This window comes from Pseudonocardia adelaidensis, assembly GCF_039543345.1.
Lineage (GTDB): Bacteria > Actinomycetota > Actinomycetes > Mycobacteriales > Pseudonocardiaceae > Pseudonocardia > Pseudonocardia adelaidensis.
In genome coordinates this window covers 63,750-77,359 of sequence record NZ_BAABJO010000016.1, presented here as the reverse complement: position 1 = coordinate 77,359, position 13,610 = coordinate 63,750, and the positions used below count along the sequence as shown (strand labels likewise).

The window sequence follows — 13,610 nt, the reverse complement described above, 5'->3', positions numbered from 1 at the left end:
TTAGGCTGCCGGGGTGCTATCGCCTGCTCGGTCGGCTTCCCCGTCCGGGCCGGACAGCCCGCGGGACCCGCACCGCGACGGCGGCGCCGACACACCCGCCCGAGCTGCGCGCGACCCCCGCCGGGCCGCCGGCCTGTTCGGCCTGCTCACCGTGCTCGCGGCCCTCGCGTTCCCCCTCGCCCCGGTCGAGCAGCCCGAGGCCACGTACTCCTGGACGGCGGCCGACGGCGCGGCCGCCATCCCGCTGCTGCCCTACCAACCCGTCGAGCTCACCGCGCAGACGAGCTGCACGACCGCACGGGAGGCGCCACCCGGCCAGGTGCTGCTGTCCACGGTGCCCGTGCGCGCCGACGCGGCCGCCCAGCCCCTGCAGGGGCTGCGGATCGCCGCCTCCGACGGCGCGGTGCGGGTCGAGAGCGCCGGCATCGACCTCGGCGCCGTGGGGCTGCCGGGCGGGGACTGCACCCTGTCGGTCGTCTCCGACCCGGGCAGCACATCGGTGCTCGTCGACGGCGTGCCGGCGCTCGTGCGGGAGGGCGACGTGCGCCCCGACGTCGCGGGCGCCTTCTCCGACGTGCGCTCGGGCGTCGAGCTGCGCCTCACCACGGACAGCCGGTTCGAGACCACGATCTCCCCGCTGAAGGCCGCGATCGGTGTGGCCGGTGGGCTCGCGCTGCTCGGCATGGTGGTGGCGCTGGGCAGGATCGACCGGTCGCGGCGGGTCCGGCTCCTCCCGCCGGACTGGTGGCGGCCCCGGCCCGTGGACGGCGTGGTGGCCGCCGTGCTCGCCGTGTGGTGGGCGATCGGGCCGATCACGGTGGACGACGGCTACATCGCGGGCATCGTGCGCAGCACCGGCAGCAACGGGTTCGTGGGCAACGCCTACCGATGGCTGAACGCGCCGGAAGCGCCGTTCAGCTGGTTCTACGACCTCTACCACCTCTGGTCCCTCGTCTCGTCGTCGACGCCGTGGATGCGGCTGCCGTCCACCGTGCTCGGCCTGCTGTGCTGGTGGCTGCTCTCACGGCTGGTGCTGCCCCGGCTCGGCCGCTTCGTGGGAAGACCCCGGGTGCCGTGGATCGCCGCGCTGGCGTTCGCCACCTGGTGGGTCCCGTTCGGCCTCGGGCTGCGGCCCGAGCCGTGGGTCGCCGTGGGTGCGCTCGCGGTCTTCCTGGCGGTCGAGCGGACGGTGGCGACGACGCGCGTTCTGCCGCTCGCCGTCGGGCTCGTGCTCGCGGGGGCCACGACCGCGCTGACGCCGGGCGGCCTGCTCGCGTTCACCCCGTTCCTCGCCGCCGCCCGCCCGCTGCTGGCCCTGCTGCGCGCCCGGCGGGACCTGCACCCGCTGCCGCTGCTGGCCGTGCTGGTGGCCGCCCCGGCGTCGGCGGTGTTCCTGATGGTCCCCGACCAGAGCCTCGCCGCGATGCTGGAGTCGGTCCGGGTGCGCACCGCAGTCGGCGGTGGCCAGCCGTGGTTCGAGGAACCCGATCGGTACCGGCGCCTGCTCGAGTGGACGTTCCAGGGCGCGATCGGCCGGCGGGCGGCGGTGCTGGGCACGCTGCTCGCCGCGGCCGGCGTGCTGTGGTCGCTGCGGCGAACGAACACCGGGATCGCAGCGGGGCCGGCCCGGCGGCTCGTCGTGGGGCTGCTGCTCAGCTTGGCGACGTTGACCTTCGCACCGACGAAGTGGACCCAGCACTTCGGCGACCTCGCCGGCTACGGCGCCGCCGTTCTCGTGCTCGGGGCGGCGGCGTGGTCGGCGGCGCCGCTCCGGTCCCGCCCGCGCGCGTTCGTCGCGGGGCTGGGGGTCACGACCGTCGTCGCCGCGATCGTGGTGGCCGGCTACAACCTCTGGCCCTACCAGGGCGCGTGGTTCACCCCCACGTTCAGCACGCTCGCTCCTCGGGTCGCGGACATCCCGGTGGCGACGATCGTGCTGGTGGCAGGCGGTGGGGTCGTCACCGTCCTGCTCGCGCGGTGGGCGTGGCAACGGTCGGGCGGCGTGCCGGAGAGCCCACTGCCCCGCCTGCTGCCGGCTCCCGCACCCGTCTTCGCCGTCGTGCTGGTGGCGGTGCTTGCGCTGCAGGTGCTCACCGTCGTGCGGGTGGCGGTGACGCACCGCGACAGCTACACCCTCGCCTCGGACACCGTCTCCACCCTCGGCGGCCGGCCGTGCGGCTTGCAGGAGCGGCTGTCGGTGGAGCCGGATCCCGCGGCCGGGGTGCTGCCCGTCGCCGGGGGCTCGGCGGCCGGCACGCTGCCGGTCGACGTCGGCGGTCGCCTCGTCCCCGGCGTTGCGGTGGCCGGCCGGTCCGCCACGCCGTGGTTCACGCTCGACCCGCGGCAGCGGACCCAGGCCCTCCCCGTGGTCGTCACGACGTCCGGGACGCTGCAGCCCGGTGACGGGCTGTTCCTCGAGTTCGGCGACGCGGCCGGCGTGCGGGAACGCAGGCGCATCACGCCCAGGCTGCCCCTGGACGACGTCCGGGAGCTCGCTCCCCCCGGCGCGGAGACGGTGCGGCTGGCCGTCGACGCGCCGGACGCCGGCCGGGCGCTGGCGACGCTGCCGCGGGCGCCGCGGTTGACCCCGATGACGGAGCTGCTGCCGCCGGGCAGCAGCGCGCTCCTCGACTGGCCGGTGGCGTTCCTGTTCCCCTGCCTCACCCCGGAACCCCTGTGGCTGGGCACCGCACCGCTCCCGCAGTGGCGTGTGGGCCCGCCCTTGGACGACACCGAAACGCACATCTCGTACCAGCCCGAATACGGTGGCCCCTTCGTCGCACCCCGGCTGCTGGTCACCGAACGGCGGATGCCCACCTACCTCGCCGGAGATCCGCTCCGGGACGCGGGGCAGCTCTACCGTTGGGTACCGACCGCCCCGCTCGCGCGCCCGGAGCCGGTCGTCGATCGGCGCACGGTGAGCGGATGGCAACGGATCGGTCACCCGCGCGTGCCGGGAATCGACCCCGTCGGGTAACCCCCCGGACCACGGCCCGCACCACCCGGCCACCACAATGGCCCGGGAAAGGGCACCAGACGACCGGAGGACGGCCGCGCGCATGCTTCGCACATCGGACAGCACGGATCGGGCGGTCACGCCCGCGACCGAGGAGCACCCGGAGCCGCCGGCCGACCGGGCCCCGGCCCGCCTGCTCGCGCAGCGCGGGCTGTTCTTCGGGCCGTCCGCCCTCGTACCGGAGGACCTCTACTCGGTGGTCGAGCGGGGCACCGCTCGCCGCGAGCGGGACCGGGTGGTGCTCGCCCCCGGCTCACGCGTGAGCACCAACACCTACTTCGGGCGGTTCCACGCCACCTACTGGCAGCGCTGGACCGACATCGGCGAGGTCGAGGTGTCGGCCGTGGCCACCGGCACCGGCCGGCTGCGGCTGATGGCGTCGGACACCAACAAGGTGTGGCGGATCGTCGCGGCCGTGGACGTGCAGCAGGGCGAGGCCACCCCGGTGCGCCTCGTCGGCCCCGTCGACCGGTTCGTCGACGGCGGCGGCATGTGGATCGAGATCGCCACCGAGACCGGCGAGCTCACCGTCTCCGACGTGCGCTGGACGGTGACCGGCGCCCGACCGGTACCGCCCACGGACATCGCCATCACCACCCACAACCGGGTCGACGACTGCCTCAACACCCTCCAGGCCCTCGCCCGCGACCCCGAGGCGCTCGAGCGCATCCGCACGGTGCACGTCGCCGACCAGGGCAGCGACCCGCTCGAGTCCCGCGAGCGGTTCGGCGAGATCGCCGCGGCGCTCGGCGAGCGCCTGAGGTACGTCCGCCAGCCGAACCTCGGCGGTGCGGGTGGTTTCGCCCGGGGCATGCTCCACTCCACGGAGGGCGCGCCCGACCGGCACGCGGACGTCCTGCTCATGGACGACGACGTGCTCCTCGAGCCGGAGCTCCTCATCCGGCTCACGTCGTTCTCGGCCGCCACGCGGCACCCGATGATCGTCGGCGCCCAGATGCTCAACCTGCTGCACCCCGGCCACCTGCACATCTCGGCCGAGTACGCCGACCCCGAACAGCTCCTGATGGGGCTGAAGGTGCCCGGGGCCCTGCGCGAGGCCTACCTGCTCGGCGTGGACGAGCGGCAGCTGCCGATCAACCAGGAGCGCCGGGTCGACACCGAGTACAACGGCTGGTGGTCCTGCCTGATCCCGGCCGCGGTGATCCGTGAGGTCGGCTACCCGCTCCCGCTCTTCCTGCAGTGGGACGACATCGAGTACGGCTACCGGGCGCGCGCCCAGGGCTTCCCCACCGTCTCCCTCCCCGGCGCGGGCGTGTGGCACGCCGACTTCGGGTGGAAGGACGGCGACGAGTGGCAGCGGTACTTCACCGTCCGCAACGGCCTGATCATGGCCGCGCTGCACTCCGGCTTCTCGATCCGCCGGATCACGAAGCGGCTCGCCGAGCTGATCGCGCACCAGCTGGTGGCCATGCAGTACGGCATGACGGCCACGCTGCTGCAGGCCGTCGAGGACTTCCTGGAGGGCCCGGACGTCCTGAGGGACGGCTCGGCGAGCGCCCTCGCGAGGGTCCGCGAGATCCGCAAGGCCTACCCGGAGACCGTGATGCACCCGATGTCCGAGGCGGGTGGTGAGTTCCACGACCGGCCGGTGATCCGCGCGGCCAACGAGCCCGGCTCGGAGACGCTCACCTTCCTGAAGCGGGTCGCCTACCAGATCGGGGGCCGCTCGGCGTACCGCACCGGCTCCGTGCCCGCAGGCGACGCGCACTGGTGGCACGTCTCCCTGTTCGAGCGCGCGATCGTCACCGACATGTCCGAGCAGGGCTTCCGCGTGCGCAACCGGGACAAGCAGGTGGCGTTCCAGCTCGCCCGCCGGAGTGCCCTCCTCCTGCGCCGTTTCGTGCGCGAGGCCCCCGCCGTGGCCGCCCGCTACCGCACGGAGCTCCCGCGGCACTCCAGCCGCGAGAACTGGGAACGGCTCTACGGGGTCGAGAACTGACGACGGGGCTTCGCCCACCCGTGGGCGGATGCGAGTGCTCGATCACTCGCATCCGCCCACGGGTCAGTTCTCCCGGTCGAACACCTCGCGGGCCCACGCCTCCCGGCTGGTGAGCTCCGGCAGCGCGGCCCGGTAGCGGCGCTGCAGGTCGGGCCACGCCTTCGCGATGTGCCGGTACTCCGACACCGCGTGCTTGAGCATGGTCCGGAACAGGGCCGGGTCGCGACGGCGGAACGTGACCCCACGCCCGTCCGGGGTGGCGACGGTGGCGGAGTCGAGCCGCGACAGCACGAACCACTGCGCGTGCCGCGCCGGGACGTTGCGCTGCGGCACGGCCTGGTGGACGGGGTCGGGTGCACGCAGGTTGTGCAGCACGCCCCGCGCCAGCCCCTTCACCGCCCCGATCTTGCCGGCCGGCGGCTCCGGGAACACCTGGGCCGACAGCGCGTCGAGCTCGGAGAGCGGCACCTGGGTGGCCGAGTCCAGCGGCCGGCCGTCGTCGAACTGGGCGCGCTTCTCCCGGATCTCGCCGAGCACCGTGGGCAGCTTCGGGAACAGGTGATCGGGGCCCGCGAGGAAGTCGCGCAGGGCCATCTGCTGCAGCGCGACCGCCGAGTACTCCAGGAGCAGCAGGTGCCGCACCGTCCGCTTGAGCGTGTCCCGCAGCAGCGCCGTGGGGTTGTCGGGACCGTGCAGCGCGGCCGCGACGAGCCGGTTGCGGTAGTGGAAGTAGGCCTGCCAGTCGCTCGTGTCGTCCTTCTCCAGGAACGACATGTGCCAGATCCCGATGCCCGGCACGGTGGCCGTGCGGTAGCCCTTCGCGCGGGCGCGCAGCCCGTACTCGGCGTCGTCCCACTTGATGAACAGCGGAAGCGGCATGCCGACGTCCTCGGCGACGACGCGCGGGATCAGGCAGGTCCACCAGGCGTTGTAGTCCACGTCGATGCGCCGGTGCAGCCACGGCGTCTGGCGCAGCGGCCCGGCGGCCAGGTCGTGGTGCGGCTCGGTGCCGGGCGCGTTGCGCCACAGGAACGTGCCCCGGTCGACGACCTCGCCCATCGTCGAGAGCTGCGAGCGGGCCTGCAGCGACAGCATCTGCCCGCCGACGAGCATCGGTGAGCGGGAGTAGCGGGAGAAGGCGACGGCCCGCAGCACCGAGTCCGGCTCGAGCAGGATGTCGTCGTCCATGTAGAGGATCTGCTCGCAGTCGGTGTGCTCGAGCGCCTCGTACATGATCCGCGCGTAGCCACCCGACCCGCCGAGGTTGGGCTGGTCGATGATCTTCAGCTTGTCCCCGAGCGCCGCGGCGGCCTGCTCGAAGCCCGGCTCGTCACGCACCTTCTTGGTGCCCTGGTCCGGCACGATCACCGCGGTGATCGCCTCGCGCACGAGCGGGTCCTCGCCGAGCGCGGTGAGCGTCGCCACGCAGTCGGCGGGGCGGTTGAACGTGGGCGTACCCACCGCCACCGCGGCCCGGCCCGACGGCTCGTCGGCGGCGTACCAGCCGCCCGCGTGCAGGACGAGTTCGCCCTCGTCCGTGGTGAGGTCGAACCAGTACCACCCACCGTCCTCGAACGGTCGCAGGTCGAGCGGCACGTCGAGCTCCTGGCGGCCGGTCACCACGACGCCGCGCTCGAAGATGGTGGAGCCGTCGGACTTGGTGCGGTAGACGTCCACCCGGCCGGCCCCCTGCAGGGACAGCTTCAGGTGCACCTCGGTGAGCCGGCTCCAGCGCCGCCAGTACCCGGCCGCGAACGCGTTGAAGTACGCGGCGAAGGAGACCTCGCTCTGCTCCGGCACCACCGCCGACGTCCGGGACGTGGCGCGCAGCCTGCGGGCGGTGACCGCCGAGCCCGCGAGGCTGACCTTCTTCGGCTCGGGCCCACCTGCCACATCGGGCACCGCGGAGAGCCGGATCCCCGTGCGCTCGTCGACGTAGAGCGAGCGGACGCTCATCGGGTCGCCCGTGCGCGGCAGGATCACCCGCTGCAGCAGGTGGCCGTCCGGAGCGGGCGGCGTGCCACCGCGGCGGCGCGTCGGCTTCGGGCGGGACGGCGTCTCGGAAATCGTCATCGAGGATGGGTCCTGTGTCGTCGAGGGCCGGGCACATCATCCGTGCGTTACTCAGCGCCCGAGGGTAGCGACGCTGCGTCCCGCCGCTCGCCGGCGGGGCGCGCCGCGCGGTGCGGGGCAGGTCATGGCGTCCCACCTGGCCGTGCACGGGCTCGCGACGCGCACCGCGGCGGCCGCCGGGTGCGGTAGCTTGCTTCTCGGCAAGCAACTTCGCGGCGGCGGGAGGACCCGAGTGACGTCCGAGGCCGGGACCCTTCGTCGGCTCGCCATCCCCGTGTTCCTGCCCGCCGCGGTGTTCGGCGTCGGCCAGGGCGCCGCGGTGCCGGTGGTGGCGTTGCAGGCCAGGGAGCTCGGGGCGTCGGCGGGCGGCGCCGGTCTCATCGTGGCGCTCCTCGGGCTCGGCATGGTGCTCGGCGACCTCCCGGCGGGGCGGATCGTCACCCGCATCGGCGAGCGGGCCGCCGTGCTGCTCGGGAGCGGGGTCGGGGCCGTGGGGACGGCGCTCTGCCTGCTGTCCTGGACGCCGGTGGTGCTCGCGATCGGCGTCGGGATGTACGGCGTCGCGACCGCGGTGTGGGCGCTGGCCCGCCAGGCCTACATCATCGAGACCGTGCCGGTCGCGCTCCGGGCGCGGGCGCTGTCGGCGATGGCCGGGCTGAGCCGGGTGGGCACCCTCGTCGGCCCCTTCCTCGGGGCCGGTGTCGTGTACCTGCTCGGACCCCGGGGCGGGTTCCTCGTGGAGCTGGTGGCCGTGATCATCGCGGGCGCGCTGATGGCCGGTATGCCCGCTGTCGAGTCCGACCGGGGTGGCGGCCGACCGGCGCAGAGCCTCCTCGCCGTGCTGGTCGCGCACCGGCGGGTGCTGAGCACGCTCGGTACGAGCGCCCTCGTCATGGGCGCCTCGCGGGCGTCCCGGACGGCGGTACTGCCGCTGTGGGCCGACCACATCGGCCTCGACGCCACCACCACAAGCCTGCTCTTCGGCGTCGGCGCGGCCGTCGACGTCGCGCTGTCGTACCCGGCGGGACGGTGGATGGACCTGCGGGGCCGCCGGCCCGTCGCCGTCGGCTCGCTGGTGACGTTCGCCGCCGCGCACGTGGCCCTGCCGCTCACGGGGAGCGTGGTCGCGCTCGGCGCGGTGGCCGTGCTGATGGGAGTCGCGAACGGGCTGAGCAACGGCCTGATCATGACCCTGGGCGCCGACTCCGCGCCGGAGGAGGGGCGTGCGGAGTTCCTGGGCGCGTTCCGCCTCTGCCACGACACCGGTGCCCTCGCCGGCCCGCTGGTGCTCGCCGCCGTCACCGCCGTGGCCACGCTGGGGCTGGGCTCCATCGCGCTCGGCGCGCTCGCGGCGCTGGGCGCCGGAGGCATGGCGCGCTGGGTGCCGCGCCGCCCGCGAGCGGACTCGCGCAGGTCACCCGGTAACGCCCGAGATCAACCGAGCGAGCACTCCTCCGGTAAACGAGGAGGGTAATGGCGTGGAAGTGCTTCTACTGATCGGTATCGGATGCGTGTTCGGATTCTTCGTCGGGCGCCGGAGCGCCGAGGATCGCCGCGCCCGACACGACATGAAACGCACATGGGAAGGGCGGCAGGGCTATCGGGGTCGCTGATTCTCAGTCCTCCGACTCGGTGCCCGACAGCGCCTTGCCCTCGCTGAAGTAGGGCCGCAGCCGGTTCTCGAACATCGTCAGGGCCGAGCCGATGGCCATGTGCATGTCGAGGTACTTGTACGTGCCCAGCCGGCCGCCGAACAGGACGTTCGCGTTGGCGGTCTCCTTGCGGGCGAGGTCGCGGTAGCGCTGCAGCTTCGTCCGGTTGTCTGGTGTGTTGATCGGGTAGTAGGGCTCGTCGCCCGACTCGGCGAAGCGCGAGTACTCGCGCACGATCACCGTCTTGTCCGTCTGGTAGTCCCGCTCCGGGTGGAAGTGGCGGAACTCGAGGATGCGCGTGTACGGCACCTCGGCATCGTTGTAGTTCACCACCGGGGTGCCCTGGAAGTCGCCCGTCTCGACCACTTCCTGCTCGAAGTCGAGCGTGCGCCAGCCCAGCTCGCCTTCGGAGAAGTCGAAATAGCGGTCGAGGGGGCCGGTGTAGACGGTGGGGGTGCCCGGCGGGATTTCGTCGCGCACCTCGAAGTAGTCCACGTCGAGCCGCACATCGATGTTCGGGTGGTCGGCCATCTTCTCCAGCCACGCCGTGTACCCGTCGACCGGGAGCCCCTCGTACGTGTCGTTGAAGTACCGGTTGTCGAACGTGTACCGGACCGGCAGCCGCGTGATGATCGACGGGTCGAGCTTCGTGGGCTCGGTCTGCCACTGCTTGATCGTGTAGCCCTTGATGAACGCCTCGTAGAGGGGGCGGCCGACCAGCGAGATCGCCTTCTCCTCGAGGTTCTTGGCGTCCCCGGTGTCGAACTCGGCCGACTGCTCGGCGATCAGGGCCCGTGCCTCGTCCGGCGTGTGGCTGCGACCGAAGAACTGGTTGATCAGGGCCAGGTTCATCGGGAACGCGTAGACCTGGTCACCCGCACGGGCGAAGACCCGGTGCTGGTAGCCGGTGAACCTCGTGAAGCGGTTGACGTACTCCCACACGCGCTCGTTCGAGGTGTGGAACAGGTGGGCGCCGTACCGGTGGATCTCGATGCCCGTCTCCGGTTCGACCTCGGAGTAGGCGTTGCCGCCGATGTGCGAGCGCCGTTCGAGCACGAGCACCCGCTTGCCCAGCTCGGCGGCGGCCCGTTCGGCCACGGTGAGGCCGAAGAAGCCGGAGCCGACGACGACGAGGTCGTATCCCGCGTAGGTCACGCCCACCGAGGGTAGTGGGCGACCCGCCACGCCCCGACCCTGGCATCACCTCCGACGCCATCCACCGGCGTGTAGGTTCGCGCCGGTCGCCGTGTTCCGGCGACGCAGGGATCCGGGGGTTCAGCAGGTGGGTGCGGGCGCGCAGGTGGTGGCGCTGTACGTGCTCACACTGTGGGTTCCGGGCCTGGTGCTCGGCGGGCTCGCCGGGCTGCGCGGCTGGACGCTCGCCGCAGGCGCCCCGCTGCTCACCTACGCCACGGCCGGGCTGTTCGGGCCGCTCTTCGCCGCGCTGGGCATCGGGTGGTCGCCGACGAGCGCCGGGCTGCTCTTCGTCGTGCTCTGCGCACTCGCGGTGCTCGCGCGCTTCGCCATCCTGCAGCGGTACGGCGCCGCGGACCGCACCGGGCCGGCGGTGTGGGACCTCTGGACGCACGTCGGCGTGGCCGTGGCACTGGGCGCGATCGTCGTCCTCGGCGGCACCGTGATCTGGGCGGGCGTGGGGCACCTGTCCGCCATCCCGCAGGACTGGGACGCCGCGTTCCACGCCAACGGCATCCGGTGGATCGCCGACACGGGCGACAGCAGCCTCGTGGGGATGGCGAAGGTCAACTGGTACGAGGACGACGTCGAAGTCTTCTACCCCAACGCCTACCACCTGCTGGCGGCGGTGGTGCTGCGGATCACGGGGGCGGACGTCCCCACCGTGCTCAACGCGCACACCGTGCTGCTGCCCGGGATGGGCGCGCTGACCATCGTCGCGCTGGTGCACCGGTTCGGCGGCCGCGCCGTGCTCGCCGTGGCCGCGGCGGGCTGCAGCGTCGCCTTCACCTCGTTCTACGACATGCTGTGGCGCGGGCCGCTGCTCCCGTTCGTCACCGGCGCGGTGCTCATGCCGCTGGCGGCCGTGCTGCTGGTGGACGTCCTCGACTCCCGTGGTCTGCAGCAGATCGGCCGCGCGCTCCTGTTCGGGCTGGGTCTGCTCGGCATGATCGCGCTCAACCCCGCCACCCTGTTCACCGCGGCCGTGTTCGTCATGCCCGCGATGGTGCAGCGCTGGGCGGCCAGGCCCCGCCTGCTGCTCCGCGAGCCGCTCCTCGTGCTCGCCGCGGGCGCGATCGCCGCGTTGCTCGCGCTGCCCCAGCTGCTCGGCTCGCTGGGCAGCGTGTCCGGCGAGCCGGTGTACGACTGGCCCGCGGAGCTGACGCAGTCGGAGGCCCTCGGCGAACTGCTCGGGCTCGCCCACGACGGCCTCCGCCCGCAGTGGTGGCTGGTGCTCGTCGCCGCGATCGGCATCGCGGCGGTCCGGCGGCTGGGCGCCCTGCGCTGGATCTTCGCCTCGGGGTTCATCTTCGGCACGATGTTCGTGCTCGCCGCGTCGTCGGACGAGCCGTGGGTCAACACGATCACCCGGCCCTGGTGGAACGACCAGTGGCGGCTCATCGGGTTGTGCGTCGTGCCCATCGCCGTGCTGGCCGGCCACGGCCTCGCCGAGCTCCAGCGCGACGCCGCGGCCGGTCTCAGCGCGCTCGCCGAGAAGGTCGACGCCGGCCCACCCGGCCTGGCCCGCACCGCGGCGTCGGTCGTGGCGGCCGGCATGGTCCTGACGCTGTTCGTCGTGGCGAGCGACGACCTGTACCTGGGTCGCAACGTGGCGCGGATGCGCCTGTCCGCCCCGGACGGGCCCGTCGTGTCGTCGCTGGAGGTCGACGCGATGCGCGTGCTCGCGACGCTGGTACCGCCCGACCAGCGCGTCATGAACGACCGCGGCGACGGCTCGGTGTGGATGTACGCGATCGCCGGCGTGCACCCGGTGGCGGGCTTCTACAACTTCTCCGGCATCGGGCCCGACGCGCAGCTGCTGAACACGCGATTCAACCGCTATCCGGTGGACCGCTCGGTGCGCGCGGCCGTCGCCCGGCTCGACGTCTCGTACGTGATGCTCGGCCGGGGCTTCGTCCGCACCGACTGGCGCCGTGCCCCCGGCCTGCTCGGGCTGGAGGACGCCCCCTGGCTCCAGACGGTGTACCGGAACAGGGACGCCGTCATCTACCGGATCAAGGCACGGCCGTCGTAGGGAATAACCTTGCGGCCGTGTCTGCGCGGACGGAAGCGGGGACGGACGGGCCTTCCCTTCCGGCCGCCGCCCCGGCCGCCGACGCGCCGGGCCCCCGCGCGCGGCTCGTGGTCGCCGCGGGCGAGGTCGCCGCCTGCGTGGGCGCCGCACTCGGCTCGGTGCAGCTGAGCCGGTCGGTGGCCGTCGACCCGCTGGACCGGGTCGGCCAGGTGAGCGGGCTCGCCGCGCTCGACCTGCGGTTCGTCCTGCTCGGCCTCGCCGTGCTCGTGGCCTGCGTCGCGACGGCGCGCCACCCGCGGGTGTTCGCGGTGGTCGGGCGGATCGCGTGCGCCGCCGTCGCCGGGCTCGCCACCGGGCTCGTCGCGGGCGGGATCGTGCTGGCACTGCACGGTACGACGTGGGCGCTCTTCGCCAACTGGGGTGACTCCGGCCAGCTCATCCGGTGGGCGGACGACATCCTCGCCGGCCGCCCGGTGCCCGCCGACTACCCGCCCGTGGCGCTGCACCTGATCGCGCGCTGGGCGGAGCTCACCGGCGACTCGACGGCAGGCGCGCTGCGCACGTCGCAGGTGCTGGGCACCGCGCTGTTCGGGCCGCTGGCCTACCTGTCGTGGCGACTGGTGCTGACGCCGGTGTGGGCGCTCGCGGTGGCGCTGGTCGCGGCGATGCCGCTGCTGGAGCCGTACAAGCCGTACACCACGGTGGTGCTGGTCGCGCTGGTGCCGCTGCTGGTCGCGTTCCTGCGGGTGCTCCGCCGGGCCGGCTCGCTGACGTGGACCCGCCTCGCGCTCGCGGGCGCCGCGACCGGCGTGGCCCTCGGGGTGCTGTTCAGCGTGTACTCCGGCTGGTTCCTCTGGTCGGCGCCGGGCGCGCTGGTCGCCGTCCTCGTCCGGTTCCCGTGGCGCGCCCCGGTGCGCGGCCTCGCGGCGCTGGGGACGGCGGTGGCCGGCCTGCTCGCCGTGGCGTGGCCGCACCTGTTCGGCCTGATCGCCGCCGCGGGCACGGTGCAGGACCGCTACTTCTACTTCGACACCGCCGTCGAACCGGCCTACATCGCGATGTGGCGCAACGACCTGCCCGGGAACGTCGGCCCGTGGCCGCCACCGGGCGAGCTCGCCGGCGTCGGCGTGTTCACGGCGCTGCTGGTGGTCGGCCTCGGCGTGGCCGTCGCGCTGGCCGGGCGGCGGACCGCGGTGCTCACCGCGGGCACCCTGCTGGCAGGTGCGTGGGTGCTGCGGCTCGCGATCGCCTCGCAGATGTACGAGACGCAGACCGTGCAGCTCTACCCCCGCACCAGCGCCGAGATCCTCTTCTGCCTGCTGCTGCTCGTCGTGCTCGCGGGGCGGTACGGCGGCAGGCGGCTGCACGACGCGTGGCGCGCCCGCACCGCCACCGGCAACGGGCACGTCCCGCGGAACGCGATGGCGACCGTCGGCGCCCTGTGCGCCGCGCTGCTGCTCGCCCTCTCGATGGGGTCGGCCACGGCCGACCGGTACCTGCCGCGCAACGACGGCTCGGTCGGCCTGCTCGCCTACGTGGCGCAGCACGTGCGGGAGCCGGACGGGACGTGCCCGGAGTACAGCGGGCCGGGCGGGTGCGCCCCCGATCCGGGGGCGCTGCTCCGGGGCGACTGGCCGCCCCGGAGCTGAACCCGATCGCGGGCCACGAGTCCCCGCGATC

The 13,610-nt window shown here is 73.6% G+C and carries 7 protein-coding genes; 5 read left to right on the top strand and 2 right to left on the bottom strand.

The features are described 5' to 3' along the window. Window positions 1–13 precede the first annotated feature (13 nt). Both ABEA81_RS21805 and ABEA81_RS21800 read left to right on the top strand, forming a co-directional pair. Window positions 14–2,977, top strand: a complete 2,964-nt coding sequence (locus ABEA81_RS21805) for an arabinosyltransferase domain-containing protein (RefSeq protein WP_345607113.1) — start codon at window positions 14–16, stop codon at window positions 2,975–2,977. 82 nt (window positions 2,978–3,059) lie between these two features. Further along, entirely contained in the window at window positions 3,060–4,976 is a 1,917-nt protein-coding gene (locus tag ABEA81_RS21800) for a glycosyltransferase (RefSeq protein ID WP_345607112.1), read from the top strand. 63 nt (window positions 4,977–5,039) lie between these two features. Here the strand turns inward: ABEA81_RS21800 and ABEA81_RS21795 are convergent, their stop codons facing one another. Next, window positions 5,040–7,049, bottom strand: coding sequence for a glycosyltransferase (locus ABEA81_RS21795; protein WP_345607111.1), 2,010 nt, complete (start codon window positions 7,047–7,049; stop codon window positions 5,040–5,042). Window positions 7,050–7,281: 232 nt separating this feature from the next. Here ABEA81_RS21795 and ABEA81_RS21790 point away from each other — a divergent pair, with 232 nt between their 5' ends. Then, window positions 7,282–8,523, top strand: coding sequence for an MFS transporter (locus ABEA81_RS21790; RefSeq protein ID WP_345607110.1), 1,242 nt, complete (start codon window positions 7,282–7,284; stop codon window positions 8,521–8,523). Between the two features lie 142 nt (window positions 8,524–8,665). Here ABEA81_RS21790 and glf read toward each other — a convergent pair whose 3' ends face one another. Then, window positions 8,666–9,862 carry a UDP-galactopyranose mutase gene (gene glf, locus ABEA81_RS21785; RefSeq protein WP_425570630.1) on the bottom strand — a complete coding sequence of 399 codons (1,197 nt, stop codon included), beginning with the start codon at window positions 9,860–9,862 and terminating at the stop codon, window positions 8,666–8,668. Between the two features lie 121 nt (window positions 9,863–9,983). On the opposite strand from glf, the gene ABEA81_RS21780 reads away from it, so the two are divergent. Next, entirely contained in the window at window positions 9,984–11,930 is a 1,947-nt protein-coding gene (locus tag ABEA81_RS21780; protein ID WP_345607108.1) for a DUF6541 family protein, read from the top strand. 17 nt (window positions 11,931–11,947) lie between these two features. Continuing rightward, window positions 11,948–13,579: a hypothetical protein gene (locus tag ABEA81_RS21775; protein WP_345607107.1), complete on the top strand. Its 1,632-nt coding sequence runs from the start codon at window positions 11,948–11,950 to the stop codon at window positions 13,577–13,579. The last annotated feature ends 31 nt before the right edge of the window (window positions 13,580–13,610 follow it).